The organism is Aeromonas rivuli (assembly GCF_000820045.1).
Lineage (GTDB): Bacteria > Pseudomonadota > Gammaproteobacteria > Enterobacterales > Aeromonadaceae > Aeromonas > Aeromonas rivuli.
The window spans coordinates 213,147-231,867 of record NZ_CDBJ01000043.1 but is presented as its reverse complement, the minus strand read 5'-3'; the positions used below and the strand labels follow the sequence as shown (position 1 = coordinate 231,867).

Sequence of the window (18,721 nt, the reverse complement as noted above, 5' to 3'; positions counted from 1 at the left end):
CAGGCTCCCATCTCTTGGTTAGCAGCAGGCGAGCTGGAAGGGCACATCGCCAATGGGTTGTTCCTGGGTGGGCAGGAAGCGCAGCGCAAAGCGGTTCTTGTGGCCACTCAGGGTCGGGTAGCAACCCATGGCATGGGGCAAGCGGATACGGATCAACTCCGCATTCTCCGCCGTGTCCTGATAGAAACCATTGGTGGCGACCTGATCGCTGAAGTGGGACGCATCGCGCCACAGTCGCAGCAAGAGGCCAATCGCCCCCATCAGCAACTGGATGTCGCTCAGCCAGGCTTCCATCTGCGGGTGTCGCAGGGACGCCGGGGTGGTCAACCAGTGGTGCAGCTGAGGCACATCAAAGGCGCAGAGTCCGCCGGGAATGGAGAAACGCTGGCGGATGGAGCCGAGCAGCTTGTCTTCCTTGAGGCGAGCGCCGGGACGCGCGGCACCCAACAGCTTGCGGGAAAGCTGGCTGCTCTCCTGTTGCATCGCACGGATCTGGTCGAGATCGACATCGGGCAGCTCTGCCCAGTGGCCGAGGCGCTGACTCAGGCGTTCAAGATCCTTGATGAGATCCGAGCGCAGATCTCCCCGCTCGAGCAGTTCCTGCAGATCGAACAGCCCCTTGAAGAAGGCGATATGAGACCAGGGGTGATCGCTACCCAGATTGTCATGGATCTGGTTGAACAGTGATTCCAGACGAAGATAGGTCCGGCTTTTTTCGTTGAGAGGGAAATCGTAAATCATGCCTAATCCTGGCCAGCCATAAACCGGCCTAGTGTACTCACAGTTGCCGGGCTTGTTGAGTGGCAAATGTCAGATATGTTTGGTGCAGCGCCAGAATTCGCCCACGCAATAGCTCGGGAGAGCCGTCCCGGTTCTCAATGATGTCATCGGCGGCGGCCAAGCGAGCCATACGACTCGCTTGAGCGGTGACGATGGCCCTGGCCTGTTCACGGCTGACCCCATCACGACGACAAGTGCGGGTGATCTGTGTCTCCTCGTCCACATCGACCACCAGTACCCGGTTAGCCATGGCGGTGAGCCGGTTTTCAACCAGCAGGGGCACCACCAGCAAGCAATAAGGGGAGCTAGCCTCGGCGCATTGGCGCTGCATCTCCTGGCGGATCAGGGGGTGGAGCAGGGCGTTGAGCCACCCCTTGGCATCGGGCTCTCTGAACACGCGGTCACGGAGCTTGCGTCTGTCCAGTGCACCCTCTTCATCGAGCACGCCAACCCCGAAGTGCTGGGTGATGGCCGCCAGTGCTGGCGTACCGGGTTCCACCACCTCGCGGGCGATGACATCCGCATCAATGATGTCGATGCCCAGCTCGCCAAACAGATTGGCGACAGTGGTCTTGCCACTGCCTATGCCCCCTGTGATTGCGACTATATACATGGGTGAGTGTGTCCTGAAGTGATCGTTCTTTATTCGTCTTGCTGGTTATTGTGCCCCAAGCGGGGGTCAGAGCACCATGTGCAGATACCAGGTGGTGATGCTATCTCCCCAGAGCAGAGCGACCCAACCGGCGATGGCGAGATAGGGGCCGAAGGGGATGGGTTTGCTGTGCGCTTGGCGGCGGGAGACGATAAGGGCTATGCCGATCACGGCACCCACCAAGGAGGAGAGCAGCAGGATCAGCGGCAGCGCCTGCCAGCCGAGCCAGGCACCCAGGGCTGCCAGCAACTTGAAGTCACCATAACCCATCCCTTCCTTGCCGGTGAGCAGCTTGAAGGCCCAATAGAGGCTCCAGAGCACCAGATAACCGGCCATGGCCCCGATGACGGCATCCGCCAAGGGCACCTTCTGCCAGATGAGGTTGACCAGCAGGCCAGCCCAGAGCAGCGGCAGCGTGAGGGGATCTGGCAGTAGCATCTTGTCCAGATCGATGAAGGTCAGAGCAACCAGCACCCAGGTGAGCAGCAGATAGGCCAGCAGGGAAGGGTCAGCAGGCAGGCGGCTGGCCACGACGACGGAGAGCAGGGCGGTGAGCAGCTCGACCAGGGGATAGCGCGCCGAGATAGGCGCGGAGCAGCTGCGGCAGCACCCCTTGAGCCAGAGCCAGCTCAATAGCGGGATGTTTTCCAGGGCGCTGATGGCATGGTGGCAATGGGGGCACCGGGAGCGTGGCACCATGAGGTTATAGGGCTCGGTAGGGGCGGGCTCGCTCTCAGGATGAAAGTAGTCCCGATACTCGGCCAGCCAGCCACGCTCGAGCATGATGGGCAGACGGTGGATGACGACATTGAGGAAGCTGCCAATGGTCAGGGAAAAGAGAAATACCAGGGCCAGGTAGAGCCAGGGCAGGCTGAGCGCCAGTTCAGTCATGGGTTGCATCGAGTCTCGGATAAGGAAGCAGGCAGTGTAGCATGACCCCGGCGGCTGAGGGCGCTGGCCCCCCGCCGGGATGGTTTGATCGCACTAGTGGATGACAGAGCCCAGTTTGAAAATGGGCAGATACATGGCCACCACCATGCCGCCAACCAGCACGCCCAGCACCACCATGATGAAGGGCTCGAGCAGGCTGGTGAGGCCGTCGACCAGATCGTCAACCTCCTGCTCGAAGATGGTCGCGACCTTGGAGAGCATCTCATCGATAGCGCCAGATTCCTCTCCTATCATCACCATCTGGATCACCATGTCGGGGAAGAGATCCACGGTGCGCATGGCGACGTTGATCTGCATCCCGGCGACGACCTCGTTACGAATGTCGAGGATGGCGCTGCGATAGACATAGTTCCCCGAGGCCCCTGCAGCCGAGATCAGTGCATCCACCAGGGGTATACCGGCACTGAAGGTAGTGGAGAGGGTACGGGCAAAACGGGCCATGGCGGCCTTGTGCAATATCATGCCGACCACGGGGATGGTGAGGATGAACTTGTCGGTGTTGTTGCGGACTTTGGGATAGCGGCGCCAGGCCCGCACATAGAGGAAGATGGCCAGGGCTATCCCCCCGAAGATCACATACCACCAATCCTGCATGAAGCGGGAGATGCCGATGACGAACTGGGTAAAAATGGGCAGTTCGGCGCCAAAGCTCTTGAAGATGTCTTCAAACTGGGGGATGACAAACAACAGCAGTATGGAGGTCACTATGATGGCCACCAGGATCACCATGCAGGGGTAGAACATGGCCTTCTTGATCTTGGATTTGAGCGCTTCGGCCTTTTCCCGATAGGTAGCGATGCGATCATAGATGGTCTCGAGTGCCCCGGAATGCTCCCCCGCTTCGACCAGATCGCAGTACAGCTCGTCGAAGTGGCGGGGGTGCTGGCGCAAGGCTTCCGACATGGGAGTGCCGGTTTCGACATCGCTGGCAATCTGCCCCATCAGCTCGCGCATGCTCGTCTTCTCGTGGCTGCGGGCGATGATCTGCAGGCTCTGTACGAGGGGCACGCCAGCGCTCAGCATGGTGGCTATCTGGCGGGTGACCACGGCGATGTCCATGGGCTTGATCTTGGCACCGGCTTTGGAGAAGAGCCCCTGGCTCTTCTTGTGTACCTTGGTGACGTTGACACCCTGTTTGCGCAGCTCGCTTTTGACCGTGTTGATATGCTCGGCTTGCAGCTCGCCGGATACGTTTTTACCTTTGCGGTTGACCCCTTTCCAGCGGAAGGTATAAACCTTGGGGGGAGCATTACGCTTCTTCGTAAGGGTAGCCATCCTTGCATCCTTGCAATGAGGGCCGCTTGATGAGCGGCGTGATAAGTCGGCGGCCTGACAAATTAGTTGGTGGTTATTCTATTGATTTCACTCAGACTGGTGATGCCGAGACGGGCCTTCTCAAGGCCTGATAACCGCAGGGTACGCATCCCCTCCTTCTGGGCGATGGCGGCAATTTGCAACGAGTTCGCCCCCTGCATGATGAGTTTGGCGATATTTTCTGACATCAACAGTATTTCATAAATGCCGACCCGCCCCCTGTAACCCCCGGTACACTCCTTGCATCCCTTGGGTTTGAACAGTCTTATCCCTGCGGAGACTTGCTGGGCGTTGAAGCCCAGCGCAGTCAGTTCGGTATCGGGGATAGCGTCAGGTTCTTTGCAGTGATCGCACAGCTTGCGGGCGAGCCGTTGAGCCATGATGAGGGTCACCGACGAGGCGATGTTGAAGGCCGGCACCCCCATGTTCATCATCCGGGTCAGGGTCTCTGCTGCCGAATTGGTGTGCAGGGTCGAGAGTACCAGGTGGCCGGTCTGGGCGGCCTTGATGGCTATCTCTGCGGTTTCCAGATCCCGTATTTCTCCGACCATGACCACATCGGGATCCTGGCGCAGGAAGGAGCGCAGGGCGCTGGCGAAGGTGAGCCCTGCCTTGGGATTTACCTGCACCTGGTTGACCCCGGGCAGGTTGATCTCCACCGGATCTTCTGCGGTGGAGATGTTGACTTCATGGGTATTGAGTATGTTGAGGCCGGTATAGAGGGACACCGTCTTGCCAGAGCCGGTGGGCCCTGTTACCAGGATCATGCCCTGTGGCTTGTTAAGTGCGGTCAGGTATTGCTGTTTCTGCGCCTCGTCAAAGCCCAGTTGCTCAATGTTGAGCCGGGCCGCCGAGGAGTCAAGCAACCGGATGACGACCTTCTCGCCCCACATGGTCGGCAGGGTATTGACCCGCATATCCATGGATCGGTTACGGGACAGCTTGAGTTTGATACGGCCATCCTGGGGCAGGCGTCGTTCGGCAATATCGAGTCTGGCCATAACCTTGAGGCGGGCGGCGAAGCGGTTGGCCAGATTGACCGGCGGGGTGGAGGCTTCGTGCAGTATGCCATCGATACGAAAGCGGATGCGGTACTTGAACTCATAGGGTTCGAAGTGCAGGTCGGATGCACCTTGCCGGATCGCATCCATCAAGATCTTGTTGATGTATTTGACGATGGGGGCATCGTCGTCGGCGGTATTGACGCTTTCGTCGAGGCGACTGCTATCGTCAGCCACTTCGAGTGCCGAGATCTCGGTCTCATCAATATCGTCCATGCCAAGGGCATCATGCTCGCTCTCGAGCAGCTTGCCGATGGCCTGGCTCAGTTTATCCTCTTCGACCAGCAGGGCCTCGGTATGCAGGCCAAAGCTGAAGCCGAAATCTTCCAGGGCCGCCACATTGGTCGGGTCGGACATGGCGATGTAGAGGGTATGACCCTGGGTGTAGATGGGCAGCACATGGTGCTTGTCGATCAACTTCTGATTGAGGTATTTCTGCGGGATCTCGGCCAGGTCGAAAGCGGCAAGATCCAGCAGAGGTACTCCATATTCCAGCTCGCAAAACTCGGCCAGCGTCTTGCTGGCGAGGATGTCATTCTCGATAAGGTAGGTGACAAAGGGTTTGCGCTGGGCCCGTGCCTGGCTCAGGTGGTGCTGTGAGTCGGACTCACTGATCAGGGAAGAAGCGGCCAGGCTCAGGGCCAGGCCGCTATGGGGGCTAGAGGTCATGGGTTAGCATTTACCATCAGTAACGCATGATCCTGAAATTTGCCACAACACTTGGCCACCAGGGATGACTGCACCAGAGGTAATTAATGCATAAGTGGATGAATCCAATGCGGCAGCGGCGGTGCCTGTGATGGTAATCACACCTGCGGCATTAGCTACGTCCACATTATCAAAGTTCACTGTCTGTGCGCTTGCTCCTGATACGGCATTTTCACCTGCCAAGGCACAGCTGGCACCAACAGCGCTGGATACGCCAGCCCATCCTTGCACGCACACTTCAACGGCCGTTTTTGCCGGCCCTACCGCTGCGATAACCTCCGAAAATTTGGCACGTTTGGTATAACTCTGATACGCCGGCAGGGCGATGGCGGCAAGTATGGCGACGATGGCCACGACGATCATCAGTTCGATCAGGGTAAAGCCTGTTTGCTTTCTCATCTTCAATATCCTTATTTCACATGGTCCTGATAACACTGGCGGTGACCTCACCGCTCTTGGCAGCTTAGCCAAACTGCTGCACTTGGCAACAACGCAATCCAGTTTAGTTGACGAGCATTAAATTAATGACATAAGTAGAGATAAATCAGAAGGTTAGTGGCCTCCTTTGGTTCCCTTTCATTCAGTCTGCTGTTCCGGTTTCTCCTTTTACCATGGGCGGGCCTTGCCTAAAGAAAAGGCGTCAATGGCGTCTTTTGCAAGTCGAGATGCGTCAGGGGTTGATTGCTGCCCCGGTATCGGGGAAAGGGGGGAGATCGAGGGAGTGAACCGAAAGGATTGAGGGGCTTGACTAAGAAGAGTTCCCTGCCCCCGCTGGCATCATGGCTAGCGGGGGCAGGTGAATGGTAATAACGGCGTTGACTGTTTAGATAAAGCGCATGGAGAGATCGAGGGCCCGCACATGCTTGGTCAGGGCACCGACCGAGATGTAATCCACGCCGGTGGCGGCAAATTCGGCCAGCGTGTCCAGGGTGACGTTGCCGGATACCTCCAGCTTGGCCCGGCGCTCGCCTCCCTTGCCGTTCAGGGTGACCGCCTCACCCATCATGGCCACATCAAAGTTATCCAGCATGACGATATCGGCGCCGGCATCGAGGGCGAGCGCCAGCTCGACGAGCGACTCCACCTCCACCTCCACCGGCTTGCCTGGATTGAGGCGGCGGGCCTCGCTCACGGCCTCCATGATGCCGCCGCAGGCGAGAATATGGTTCTCTTTGATGAGGTAGGCGTCATACAGACCGATACGGTGGTTTTTGCCGCCGCCGCAGGTCACCGCATATTTTTGGGCATCCCGCAGCCCTGGCAGCGTCTTGCGGGTATCGAGCAGGCGGCATTGGGTGCCGGTGAGCTCTGCGACGTAGCGGGCGGTCAGGGTGGCCACCCCGGAGAGGGTCTGCACAAAATTGAGGGCATTGCGCTCGCCGGTCAACAGCACCCGGGCCGGGCCGTGGAGACGAAACAGCTCCTGATCCGGCTGCAGAGTGTCGCCATCTTTGACCCCCCACTCAACTTGTACCTCGCCACCGAGCTGGGCAAAGACTTCATCCACCCAGGCTTGACCACAGAAGACCCCCGCCTCGCGGGTGATGACCCGGGCACTGGCCTGGCGATCGGCCGGAATGAGCTGCGCCGTGATGTCGGCGCGGGCGTCCGGTTGGCCTTGGGCGGTCAGGGCGCCCCCCAAATCTTCGAGTAACGCGGCGCGCACGGCGCGGCTGATGTCCTGTTGTAACATGCCTTTTATTCCTGCAAGGGTCTGAGAAGCAACTGCCTGTCTCGTTGAGTCAGCTCCAGCCGACCGAGGGCGTTCATGCCGACCAGGATCTCATTGCCGCTGGCGGCTGGATTGATGTAAACGGCCAGATCGTACAAGGTCAGCGGGCCCATCGCCAGGCTTTCTATCCGACCGTTGCCGACCAGAATAGGGCCAGCTGCCGTATTGACCCGACTCTGCCCCTGCACCACGAGCCCTAGGCGACTCGCCACCTCAGCCGGTATGGTGACCCGGGTGGCGCCTGTGTCGAGCAGCAGTTGCACCTCCTGGCCGTTGATGGCACCCTCCAGACGATAGTGGCCGCTGGCATCCATCGGCAGACGCAGTTCGCCGCTGGCAGTGACGCTGGGCTGGCTACCCGTGTGGAAATAGAGGGTGAGCAGTCCCATCAGCGAGAGCCAGGTCAGTAGCCAGAGCCAGCGGGCCGCAGCAGGGGCCGCCATTTAAGAGCGCCCCCCGGTGCAGGACAACAGCCCGGGCTGTGAACGCGGGGGGAGTGATAGCCAGACCCTAAGGGCGGTAATGCGCACATCCATACCATGAGCAAGAGAGATGATGACCCAGCCTAACACAGTATTTTCCATTGATTCAGACGGTTGGTGCGAGCAGGCCAGACGGGTGCCCTCTCCTCATCACAATGAGCGGGCCAGCCCCGAGGATGTCTCCTTGCTGGTGGTGCACGGTATCAGCCTGCCACCAGGGCAGTTCGGCGGTCCTCATATCGACGAGCTGTTCAGCGGCACCCTCAATCCCGACGGCCACCCCTATTTCGCCGAGATCCATCAACTGCGGGTCTCCGCCCATTGCCTGATCCGCCGTGACGGAGAGCTGGTGCAATATGTGCCTTTTATTGCCCGAGCCTGGCATGCGGGCCTCTCTTGCTGGGAGGGGCGAGAGGCGTGCAACGATTACTCCATCGGCATCGAGCTGGAGGGGACCGATGATCTGCCTTATAGCCCTGCGCAATATGCCGTGCTGGCGAGTCTCACTCGAACCATTCAGGCGCGTTTTCCGGCCATAGTGGCAGAGCGGGTGGTGGGGCACTGCGACATAGCGCCGGGCCGCAAGACGGATCCGGGCGGCAGTTTTGACTGGGTGCGATATCGCCAGGAAACAAACAAATCCTGCTAGTGTTGAAATTAAGTTTGTGTTTTTTAAATCAATGGCTTGCCAACAGGGCAGGCTATTTTTATTGGCTGTTACCCAAATGTTGTCTGTGATCTGGCGCAGAAATATTGGTCAGACCATTTTCTATGAGTGAGATCATGGTTCCCGAAGATTACCCATAAATAGGCAGTTCACTTTCTTGATGCAGATCAGATTTTGGGTGGACATTTTCCATGCCCTCTGCTAATTTTCGCCCCATTCATGAAATTGGTAATACCAATTTAACAAAGCTGCCTCATGCCCTATCGTAAAGTTACTCAACCCAAATTGGCTGACGCCATCGTCGCCGAGTTGGAGCACATGATCCTGGAAGGCAGCTTGCAGCCTGGCCAGAAGTTGCCGCCAGAGCGGGAACTCGCCATCCAGTTTCAGGTGTCGCGCCCCTCCTTGCGAGAGGCCATCCAGCGTCTGGAGGCTCGTGGGTTGCTGTATCGCCGCCAGGGCGGTGGCACCTTTGTGCAAAATGGTTTGAGCAAGGGCATCGCCGATCCCCTGTTCGAGCTGCTCAGTACCCACCCTGAAGCCCAGTATGACTTGCTGGAGTTTCGCCACGCACTGGAAGGCATCTGTGCCTACTATGCTGCACTGCGGGGTACAGAGGCAGATTTCGAGCGCATCCGCGCCGCCCAGGCCGCCATCGAGGCCGCCGGGCAGCAGGGATCGCTTGCGAGCGAGTCGAGCGCTGTCACCCAGTTCTATCTGGCGGTGGCGGAGGCCTCCCACAACGTGGTGCTGCTGCACCTGTTGCGGGCCATGGGCCCCATGCTCGAACAGAACATTTTGCGAAATAACGAAATTTTGAATCGCCGTCCGGGAGTGGTCGCCAAGATCCGTCGCCATCGTGCGTCGCTGATCGAGGCTATCCTGTCGGGGGCTCCGGAGCGGGCCAGGACTGCTTGTCATGAGCACCTGGCCTTTATCGAGGACACCTTGTTGGATATGCAGAGGGAAGATAGCCGGATCCAGCGATCCATGCGTCGGATCCGTCAGCAGGATAACTAATCCCACAAGGCTTTATTGTCGAATGCTTGCGCCCTTCGCCGTGCAATGCCGTGCAATCACAACAAATAGGAACCAGCCATGTCTGATATCCTGAAGAACGATGTGGACCCGATAGAAACGCTGGAGTGGCTTGCCTCTCTGGAATCCTTGTTGCGTGAAGAGGGTCCGCAACGCGCTCAGTTCATCCTTGAACAGCTTACTGAGAAGGCACGCGTTAGCGGTGTGGAAGTGGCTGAGAAAGCGAATCGCGATTACATCAACACCATTCCTGCCACTGACGAACCTGCTTACCCGGGCGATCAGGAGATGGAGCGCCGTATTCGCGCCATCATCCGCTGGAATGCCGTGATGATAGTGCTGCGCGCTTCTAAAAAGGATCTGGACCTGGGTGGTCACATGTCCTCCTTCGCCTCCAGTGCCACCATTTACGAAGTCTGCTACAACCACTTCTTCCGTGCTCGCAACGAGAAGGATGGTGGTGATCTGGTTTACTTCCAGGGTCACATCTCCCCGGGCATCTATGCTCGTGCCTTCGTCGAAGGTCGCCTGACCGAAGACCAGCTGGACAACTTCCGTCAGGAAGTGGACGGCAAGGGTATCCCTTCCTATCCGCACCCGAAACTGATGCCGGACTTCTGGCAGTTCCCGACCGTCTCCATGGGTCTGGGTCCTATCGCCGCCATCTATCAGGCGCGTTTCCTGAAGTACCTGACCGACCGTGGCATCAAAGACTGTGCCGACCAGACCGTGTACGCCTTCCTGGGTGACGGCGAGATGGACGAGCCGGAAGCCAAGGGCGCCCTGACCGTTGCCGTGCGTGAAAAGCTCGACAACCTGGTATTCGTGGTCAACTGCAACCTGCAGCGTCTGGATGGTCCTGTCGTCGGTAACGGCAAGGTCATCAACGAGCTGGACGGCCTGTTCGCCGGCGCCGGCTGGGACGTGACCAAGGTTATCTGGGGTCGCAAGTGGGATGAGCTGCTCAAGAAAGACACCTCAGGCAAGCTGATCCAGCTGATGAACGAGACCGTGGATGGTGACTACCAGACCATGAAGTCCCGTGACGGCGCCTATGTCCGTGAGCACTTCTTCAATCGCTACCCGGAAACCGCAGCCCTGGTCAAAGACATGACCGACGAGGAGATCTTCGCCCTGAACCGCGGTGGTCACGATCCTCGTAAGCTGTTCGCCGCCTTCTCCAAGGCCGCAGCGACCAAGGGCAAGCCGACCGTCATCCTGGCCAAGACCATCAAGGGTTATGGCATGGGCGAAGCGGCCGAAGGCAAGAACATTGCCCACCAGGTCAAGAAGATGGATCTCGGCTCTGTGCGTCACCTGCGCGATCGTTTCAACCTGCCGGTGACCGATGAGCAGATGGAAGAGCTGCCGTACCTGAAGATCGAAGAGGGTACCGAAGAGTACAAGTACCTACATGCCCGCCGTGCCGAGCTGAAAGGTTATGTACCGACTCGTCTGCGTGAGACCACCACCACCCTGGAAATCCCGGCGCTGGAGACCTTTGGTCCGCTGCTGGGCGAGCAGGCCCGTGAGATCTCCACCACCATGGCGTTCGTGCGTTCCCTGAACGTGCTGCTCAAAGACAAGTCCATCGGCAAGCGCATCGTGCCTATCCTGGCCGATGAAGCTCGTACCTTCGGGATGGAAGGTCTGTTCCGTCAGATCGGCATCTACAGCCCGCATGGTCAGCAGTACACCCCGCAAGACCGTGACATCGTCTCCTACTACAAGGAAGACAAACAGGGTCAGGTTCTGCAGGACGGTATCAACGAGCTGGGCGCCATGTCCTCCTGGCTGGCTGCTGCGACCTCCTACAGCACCAACGATTGCCCGATGATCCCGTTCTACATCTACTACTCCATGTTCGGCTTCCAGCGGATCGGTGACATGGCGTGGGCAGCGGGTGACCAGCAAGCTCGTGGTTTCCTGCTGGGCGCGACTTCCGGTCGTACCACCCTCAACGGTGAAGGTCTGCAGCACGAAGATGGTCACAGCCACATCCTGGCCGGCACCATCCCGAACTGCATCTCCTACGATCCGTCCTACGCCTATGAAGTGGCGGTGATCGTACAGGACGGCCTGCGCCGTATGTACGGTGAGAAGCCTGAGAACGTCTTCTACTACATCACCACCCTCAACGAGAACTACGCCATGCCGGCCATGCCGGAAGGCGCCGAGGAAGGCATCCGCAAGGGTATCTACAAGCTGGAATCCGTGGCCGGTACCAAGGCCAAGGTACAGCTGCTGGGTTGTGGTTCCATCCTGGGCCACGTCCGCACCGCCGCCCAGATCCTGGCGAGCGAGTATGGCGTCGGTTCCGACGTGTTCAGCGTCACCTCCTTCAACGAGCTGGCTCGTGATGGTCAGGACGTTGATCGCTGGAACATGCTGCACCCGACTGCTGCTGCCCGCGTACCCTACATCACCTCGGTACTGGGTTCCGAAGCCACCATAGCCGCGACCGACTACATGAAGTCCTTCGCCGAGCAGGTGCGTGCCTTCATGCCGACCGAGCACTACCGTGTACTGGGTACCGATGGTTATGGCCGTTCCGACAGCCGTGCCAACCTGCGTCGTCACTTCGAAGTGAACGAGTTCTATGTCGTGGTTGCTGCCCTGACCGAACTGGCCAAGCGCGGTGAGATCGACAAGCAGGTTGTGGCCGACGCCATCGCCAAGTACGGCATCGATGCCGACAAGGTTAACCCGCTGTACGCGTAAGAGGATTGAGCGCCCTGTCCGGACTTGCGTGCCGGACAGGGCCTTGCCCAGGTTAATGCGACATAAGGGTAAGAGGACAAACACAGGGGCCGGACGGCAACAACGAGCCGGAACCTGCTCTTGCCAAGGTTAACGCGACAGACGCGTAAGAGGATAAAGCACAATGTCCAAACAGATTATGGTGCCGGATATCGGTGCCGATGAAGTGGAAGTGACCGAAATCATGGTCGCTGTGGGTGACAAGGTCGAGCTCGACCAGTCCCTGATCGCAGTGGAAGGTGACAAGGCCTCCATGGAAGTCCCGGCTCCGGCCGCGGGTATCGTCAAAGAGATCCTGATCAAGGTGGGCGACAAGGTTGCCACCGGTTCCCAGATCATGATCTTCGAAGCCGAAGGTGCTGCTGCCGCCGCGCCAGCCCCCGCTCAAGCTGCCGCTCCGGTTGCTGCTGCACCGGCCGCTCCTGCTGCCGCCGCACGCAAAGACGTTCACGTCCCTGACATCGGTGACGACGAAGTCGAAGTGACCGAGCTGATGGTTGCCGTGGGTGACATGGTTGAAGCCGACCAGTCCATCATTGCCGTGGAAGGCGACAAAGCTTCCATGGAAGTGCCGGCGCCGTTCGCGGGCCGTGTGGTCGAGATCAAGGTTGCCGCCGGCGCCAAGGTCTCCACCGGTTCCCTGGTGATGGTATTCGAAGTGGCTGGCGCCGCGCCTGCCGCCGTGGCTGCCCCGGTTCAGGCTGCTGCTCCCGTGGCTGCTGCCCCGGTTGCCGCCGCTGCCAAAGAGGTCAATGTCCCTGACATCGGTGGTGATGAAGTCGAAGTCACCGAGATCATGGTCGCCGTCGGTGACAAGGTCGAAGCCGACCAGTCCCTGATCGCCGTGGAAGGTGACAAGGCCTCCATGGAAGTGCCAGCGCCCTTCGCCGGTATCATCAAAGAGATCAAGGTGAAGGCGGGTGACAAGGTCTCCACCGGCTCTCTGATCATGGTGTTCGAAGTGGCTGGCGCTGCCCCTGCTGCCGCCCCGGTTGCCCAGGCTGCTGCCCCCGTTGCCGCACCTGTTGCTGCCGCTGCGCCAGTTGCCCAAGCTGCCGCTCCGGCTGCTGCGTCCTCCGACTTCGTTGCCAACGATGCCTACGTGCACGCCTCTCCGGCTGTGCGCCGCCTGGCCCGTGAGTTCGGCGTCAACCTGGCCAAGGTGAAAGCCTCGGGTCGCAAGGGTCGCATCGTCAAAGAAGACGTGCAGGCTTATGTGAAGGATGCGGTCAAGCGCGCCGAGTCCGCCCCGGCCGCAGGTCAAGGCACTGGCAACGGCATGAGCGTCGTCGCCTGGCCCAAGGTTGATTTCAGCAAGTTCGGCCCGGTCGAAGAGCTGGAACTGACCCGGATCCAGAAGATCTCCGGTCCTGCCCTGCACCGCAACTGGGCCATGATCCCTCATGTCACCCAGTTCGACGAAGCCGATACCACGGATCTGGAAGCGTTCCGCAAAGAGCAGAACATGCTGGCCGAGAAGCAGAAGCTGGATGTGAAGATCACCCCGCTGGTGTTCATCCTGAAAGCCGCCGCCAAGGCCCTGGAAGCGCACCCGCGCTTCTGCAGCGCCCTGTCCGCAGACGGCAGCAAGCTGATCATGAAGAAGTACATCCACATCGGTGTGGCGGTAGACACCCCGGGTGGCCTGGTGGTTCCGGTGGTTCGCGACGTCAACAAGAAGGGCATCCATGAGCTGTCCCGCGACTTGGCCGAGATCTCCAAGAAGGCCCGTGCCGGCAAGCTGACCGCTGCCGACATGCAGGGCGGTTGCTTCACCATTTCCAGCTTAGGGGGCATCGGCGGTACCAGCTTTACCCCGATCGTCAACGCGCCGGAAGTGGCCATCCTCGGTGTTTCCAAGTCCGAGATGAAGCCGAAGTGGAACGGCAAAGAGTTCGTGCCGCGTCTGATGCTGCCGCTGGCACTGAGCTATGACCACCGCGTCATCGACGGTGCCGACGGTGCTCGCTTCGTCACCACCCTGAGTGGTGTGCTGTCCGACATTCGTCGACTGGTTCTGTAAATGTAAATGAGAGGGCGAGCACAGAGCTCGCCCTTTTCACTTCTCATTTCATTAACAAAATTATAAACTTGCCCCGTTTTTTTCACGGCTGCAGCCGCCTTCTTTGGCATAAGACTGTGCTGTCCGGGGATATAGAACGACAAAGAGGTCATGATGAGTAAAGAAATCAAAACTCAGGTCGTAGTACTGGGTGCTGGCCCTGCCGGTTATTCCGCTGCTTTTCGTGCCGCCGATCTGGGTCTGGAAACCGTTATCGTCGAGCGCTACTCCACCCTGGGTGGCGTCTGCCTGAACGTGGGTTGTATCCCGTCCAAGGCGCTGCTGCACGTCGCTAAAGTGATCGAAGAAGCCAAGGCGCTGTCCGATCACGGCATCGTGTTCGGTGCCCCCCAGACTGACATCGGCAAGGTGCGTCTGTGGAAAGAGAAGGTCATCAATCAGCTGACCGGCGGTCTGGCCGGCATGGCCAAGATGCGTAAAGTTCAGGTTGTGAACGGCTTCGGTAAATTCACCGGCCCCAACACCCTGGAAGTGACCGGTGATGACGGCAAGACAGTCGTTACCTTCGACAACGCCATCATCGCCGCGGGTTCCCGTCCGGTGAAACTGCCGTTCATCCCCCATGATGACCCCCGTGTATGGGATTCAACCGATGCGCTGGAACTGACCACAGTACCGGGCAAGCTGCTGGTTATCGGTGGCGGCATCATCGGTCTGGAGATGGGTACCGTGTACTCCTCCCTGGGTTCCGAGATCGACGTGGTGGAATTTGCCGACCAGCTGGTACCGGCTGCCGACAAAGACATCGTCAAGATCTACACCAAGCGCGTTGCCAAGAAATTCAACATCATGCTGGAGACCAAGGTCACCGCAGTTGAAGCCCGTGAAGATGGCCTGTACGTCTCTTACGAAGGCAAGCACGCCCCGGCCGAGCCGGTTCGCTACGACAACGTGCTGGTCGCGGTCGGTCGTGTGCCGAACGGCAAGCTGATGGACGCCGAGAAAGCCGGTGTGGCCGTCAACGAGCGCGGTTTCATCGAGGTGGACAAGCAGCTGCGTACCAACGTCGCTCACATCCACGCCATCGGTGACATAGTCGGTCAGCCGATGCTGGCCCACAAGGGTGTGCACGAAGGCCACGTGGCGGCCGAAGTCATCGCCGGCAAGAAGCACTACTTCGACCCGAAAGTGATCCCGTCCATCGCCTACACCGAGCCAGAGATGGCCTGGGTCGGTCTGACCGAGAAGGAAGCCAAGCAACAGGGCCTGAACTTCGAAGTCGCCACCTTCCCCTGGGCTGCCTCCGGCCGCGCCATCGCCTCCGATTGCTCCGACGGCATGACCAAGTTGATCTTCGACAAGGACAGCCATCGCGTCATCGGTGGTGCCATCGTCGGTACCAACGGTGGTGAGCTGCTGGGTGAGATCGGTCTGGCCATCGAGATGGGTGCCGACGCCGAAGATCTGGCGCTGACCATCCATGCTCACCCGACTCTGCACGAGTCCGTGGGTCTGGCTGCCGAAGTGTACGAAGGATCCATCACCGATCTGCCGAACGCCAAGGCCAAGAAGAAGAAATAATCTTCTTCCTGCACTCCATATGAAAAAGCCGCTCTTTTGAGCGGCTTTTTTGGTTTACAGGGTCTGCGAGCGAAAGCGCTCAGCAACGGCCCTTCTTGGCCTGGCCCGGCGGGCAGAAGGTTCGATAACCCCCCTGGCGATGGTGGTGACCATCATGGCGGTAGTAATAGCGATCGGGGTGGCGGTCATCGTAATAGCGGCGGTAATAGCCATCGTGGTGATGGCGGTTATCGTCATAGCGATAGTAATGACCCCCATGATAACGGTAGTAGCCGTCAGTGACCCGGATATGGGCATCCTCCACGCTAAAGTCTGCGCCATGCACCCGCACTGGACCACTGGTACAGGCGGTGAGCAGCGCGCCAAGCAGTACCATCAGAATCCGCTTGTCCATAACAACCTCCTAGGGTTTACCCTGATTATGCTGCCATCCCCAATAAGCATCGGGCGTGTAGATGGCGCTGCGTCATGACTTGCCGCTGGCTTAACTGGGAACATGTGGTATTCCCTCAAATCGGGGGTAGCACGGGGGCTGCACAGGCTGTGGTCTCAAGCGGTGTGCCCTTGCTGGCGCTGTCGTCCCATTGGCGCCACTGCATGGTGGAAGGGCTTATATGGTCGGCCAGAACCGTGCGGCTGCCGAGCAGGTTAGGCATTAAGGGCGCGGCCCATGGCAGGGCTCTGGCGGTGGCAGAGAGGCGCATTCCGGCTGATATGATGGTCGATGCAGGCATGGGATCCCATCTGGTTCGGCGTTGTCGCCCGCATCAGGTGCGGTTGCGGCAGGCTGAGCAGCAGATGACGACCATAAAAAAGGCGCTAGCAGCGCCCTTTCTTGGCCTGTCCCGGGGGACAGAAGCGACCCCGTTGGCCGCCGTGATAGTCATCGTCGTAATAGCCATCATTATGGCCGTCGTAGACCCGGATCCGGGTGTCATCCACGCTGACATCGGCGCCGTGCACTCGCACCGGACCGCTGCTGCAGGCCGACAACAGCGCCCCCACTACCACTACCATCATCAGTTTGCCCATTTCCGTTCTCCTTGGTTCTCCTCTGATTATGCGGTATTACGGCGGAGATCCAGAGTCGACTTGGCGGCGCTACGTCATGGCCTGCCGTTGTCGAAAAACAGGGAGCGCGGTGGCGCTCCCTGAGGGAGGAAGAGTGAGGAGGCTCAGAGCCGGAAGTTGCCTACCAGTTTGTCGAGCTGGCCGGAGAGCTGCTGCAGTCCGCGGCTGGAGTCGGTGAGCCTGTGGGCAATGTCCGTGGTCTCCATGGTGAGCTGGTTGATGTCCTCCACGTTGCGGTTGATCTCGCCCACCACGCTGGACTGCTCCTCGGTGGCGGTGGCGACCTGGATATTCATGTCGCTTATCTGGGTGATGTGCGAGGTGATATGACCCAGGGCCTCGTTGGCCTTGTCGGCTTGCGCCACCACGGCCAGGCTCTGGCTGCGCCCCTCGGCCATGGCGCTCACGGCGCGGGCGGATTGCGCCTGCAGGCTGTTGATCATCTTCTGGATCTCCTCGGTGGAGGCGGCGGAGCGGCTGGCGAGGTTGCGTACCTCATCGGCCACCACGGCGAAGCCACGACCCTGCTCACCGGCCCGGGCCGCCTCGATGGCGGCATTGAGTGCCAGCAGGTTGGTCTGCTCCGAGATGCTGCGGATGGTATCGAGTATGCTGCCGATGGCATCGGTCTGACCGGCCAGGGAGCCGATCACCCCGGAGACCTCCTCCAGCTCATTGGACAATCCCACTATGCCATGGCGGGCCTGCGCGACCACGTCCGCCCCGGATCCGGCCTGATCGTTGGCCTGCTTGGCCACCTCGGCGGCCAGGGAGGCGTTGCCGGCTATCTCGCCGACGGTGGCGCCCATCTCGTGAATGGCGGTGGCGACCTGCACGGTGCGATCCCGCTGGGCGGTGCAGTTGTGCTGGGTGAGCTGAGCCTGGTTGGCGACGTCGGTAGCCGTGCTCGCCAGCTGGCGCGAGTTGCTCGCCACCTCTTCGATGGCGCCATGGATGCGGGACACGAAGTGGTTGAAGCTGCGCGCCACCTCGGCCAGTTCATCCTTGCCCTCGATCTGGGCCCGGCTGTCGAGGGCCAGGTGTTCGGCCGCCTCGCCGATGTGCCGTTGCAAGAAGCTGACCCGACGGCGCAGGCTGGTCAGGATCTGGCTCGAGACCAGCAAGGAGATGAGGATGGCGACCACTATGATGATCATCATCTGGTTGCGGCCGCTGCCATAGCTCTCTTCACTGAGCTGGTTGCGCTGCTGGGCCTGGCCGATGAGGCCATCGAGCAAGGCGTTGGCCCCCTTGCGCATCTCCCCATAGGTCTGGCTATAGCGATCGCGATAGATGCCGCGCGCCACCTCCATCTGATCACTCTCCAGCGCCTGCAACATGGGGGTCAGCTCGTCGCGCTCCATCTGCTCGAACTGGCTGAGCAGTTTCTGGGCCTCGGCCCGCGCGCTGGGATCAACCTGGGCGTCCACCGCCTGTTGCATGGCCTGACGCATCTCGGGAATGTCTTCGGTGCGCGTCTCCTTGACCCGGGTCAGCACCCCCTTCTCGTCGCGCAGGGAGCTGTCTTGCAGCAGCATCATGTCGATGCCGACCCGCATGCGCGGGATGCGCGAGGCCACTTCGGCCATGGCCCGCATCGGCGTGGCCGTATTCTGATAGAGCTCATCGGCCTGATGCTTGATGTCGCCCATGCTGCGCAGGCTGGCGCCGCCGACCAGCAAGAGGGCAATACAGGGCACGGTGACGGCCAGGATGAGTTGAGACTTGAGGGTGATCTTTCCTGCGAGCATGGTGACTCCTTTAAGCTGCTGGGTTGGCCGCTAATCTAGTCGCTGTCGATGACAATTAGCGGTCTGGCACTGGGTGGGCCGCCGGATATCCCTACCCGGTCGATGTGCCCGCGCGGGGCCAGGGTCATCTCAATCGTTGCAAAGAGCGCC

General features: G+C 59.7%; 16 protein-coding genes. 5 read left to right on the top strand and 11 right to left on the bottom strand.

Going from position 1 to position 18,721, the window contains the following annotated elements; genetic code table 11:
• Window positions 1–18: 18 nt before the first annotated feature.
• From zapD to BN1130_RS10010, 8 genes are all read right to left on the bottom strand, one after another.
• Window positions 19–741 (bottom strand): cell division protein ZapD, encoded by a 723-nt coding sequence (zapD, locus tag BN1130_RS10045; protein WP_042041798.1) that lies wholly within the window; start codon window positions 739–741, stop codon window positions 19–21.
• A 37-nt stretch (window positions 742–778) separates the two neighbouring features.
• On the bottom strand, window positions 779–1,393 hold the full coding sequence (gene coaE / locus BN1130_RS10040; RefSeq protein ID WP_042041797.1) for a dephospho-CoA kinase: 615 nt from the start codon (window positions 1,391–1,393) through the stop codon (window positions 779–781).
• 66 nt (window positions 1,394–1,459) lie between these two features.
• Window positions 1,460–2,332 carry a prepilin peptidase gene (locus BN1130_RS10035; protein WP_042041796.1) on the bottom strand — a complete coding sequence of 291 codons (873 nt, stop codon included), beginning with the start codon at window positions 2,330–2,332 and terminating at the stop codon, window positions 1,460–1,462.
• 84 nt (window positions 2,333–2,416) lie between these two features.
• Window positions 2,417–3,658: a type II secretion system F family protein gene (locus tag BN1130_RS10030; RefSeq protein ID WP_042041795.1), complete on the bottom strand. Its 1,242-nt coding sequence runs from the start codon at window positions 3,656–3,658 to the stop codon at window positions 2,417–2,419.
• A 62-nt stretch (window positions 3,659–3,720) separates the two neighbouring features.
• Window positions 3,721–5,427 carry a PilB family type IVa pilus assembly ATPase TapB gene (tapB, locus tag BN1130_RS10025; RefSeq protein WP_042041794.1) on the bottom strand — a complete coding sequence of 569 codons (1,707 nt, stop codon included), beginning with the start codon at window positions 5,425–5,427 and terminating at the stop codon, window positions 3,721–3,723.
• A gap of 3 nt (window positions 5,428–5,430) precedes the next feature.
• Window positions 5,431–5,865 carry a pilin gene (locus BN1130_RS23025; RefSeq protein ID WP_042041793.1) on the bottom strand — a complete coding sequence of 145 codons (435 nt, stop codon included), beginning with the start codon at window positions 5,863–5,865 and terminating at the stop codon, window positions 5,431–5,433.
• 424 nt (window positions 5,866–6,289) lie between these two features.
• Window positions 6,290–7,159, bottom strand: coding sequence for a carboxylating nicotinate-nucleotide diphosphorylase (gene nadC, locus BN1130_RS10015; RefSeq protein ID WP_042041792.1), 870 nt, complete (start codon window positions 7,157–7,159; stop codon window positions 6,290–6,292).
• 5 nt (window positions 7,160–7,164) lie between these two features.
• A complete protein-coding gene (locus tag BN1130_RS10010; protein ID WP_042041791.1) occupies window positions 7,165–7,641 on the bottom strand; it encodes a retropepsin-like aspartic protease family protein in 477 nt (158 codons plus the stop codon).
• A 112-nt stretch (window positions 7,642–7,753) separates the two neighbouring features.
• On the opposite strand from BN1130_RS10010, the gene ampD reads away from it, so the two are divergent.
• The 5 genes from ampD to lpdA all read left to right on the top strand — a co-directional run bounded on the left by ampD (window position 7,754) and on the right by lpdA (window position 15,749).
• On the top strand, window positions 7,754–8,329 hold the full coding sequence (gene ampD, locus BN1130_RS10005; RefSeq protein WP_042041950.1) for a 1,6-anhydro-N-acetylmuramyl-L-alanine amidase AmpD: 576 nt from the start codon (window positions 7,754–7,756) through the stop codon (window positions 8,327–8,329).
• A 273-nt stretch (window positions 8,330–8,602) separates the two neighbouring features.
• On the top strand, window positions 8,603–9,367 hold the full coding sequence (gene pdhR, locus BN1130_RS10000; RefSeq protein ID WP_042041789.1) for a pyruvate dehydrogenase complex transcriptional repressor PdhR: 765 nt from the start codon (window positions 8,603–8,605) through the stop codon (window positions 9,365–9,367).
• 78 nt (window positions 9,368–9,445) lie between these two features.
• The gene (gene aceE / locus BN1130_RS09995) at window positions 9,446–12,106 is read left to right on the top strand and encodes a pyruvate dehydrogenase (acetyl-transferring), homodimeric type (RefSeq protein WP_042041788.1); all 2,661 of its coding nucleotides are present in this window, start codon (window positions 9,446–9,448) and stop codon (window positions 12,104–12,106) included.
• Window positions 12,107–12,269: 163 nt separating this feature from the next.
• Entirely contained in the window at window positions 12,270–14,168 is a 1,899-nt protein-coding gene (gene aceF / locus BN1130_RS09990; RefSeq protein WP_042041787.1) for a pyruvate dehydrogenase complex dihydrolipoyllysine-residue acetyltransferase, read from the top strand.
• A 153-nt stretch (window positions 14,169–14,321) separates the two neighbouring features.
• Window positions 14,322–15,749 (top strand): dihydrolipoyl dehydrogenase, encoded by a 1,428-nt coding sequence (gene lpdA / locus BN1130_RS09985; RefSeq protein WP_042041786.1) that lies wholly within the window; start codon window positions 14,322–14,324, stop codon window positions 15,747–15,749.
• Window positions 15,750–15,828: 79 nt separating this feature from the next.
• On the opposite strand, the gene BN1130_RS09980 is transcribed toward lpdA, so the two are convergent.
• From BN1130_RS09980 to BN1130_RS09970, 3 genes are all read right to left on the bottom strand, one after another.
• Entirely contained in the window at window positions 15,829–16,143 is a 315-nt protein-coding gene (locus BN1130_RS09980; RefSeq protein ID WP_042041785.1) for a hypothetical protein, read from the bottom strand.
• Between the two features lie 425 nt (window positions 16,144–16,568).
• Window positions 16,569–16,781, bottom strand: coding sequence for a hypothetical protein (locus tag BN1130_RS09975; protein ID WP_042041784.1), 213 nt, complete (start codon window positions 16,779–16,781; stop codon window positions 16,569–16,571).
• A 143-nt stretch (window positions 16,782–16,924) separates the two neighbouring features.
• Window positions 16,925–18,571, bottom strand: a complete 1,647-nt coding sequence (locus BN1130_RS09970) for a methyl-accepting chemotaxis protein (protein ID WP_042041783.1) — start codon at window positions 18,569–18,571, stop codon at window positions 16,925–16,927.
• Between the last annotated feature and the right edge of the window lie 150 nt (window positions 18,572–18,721).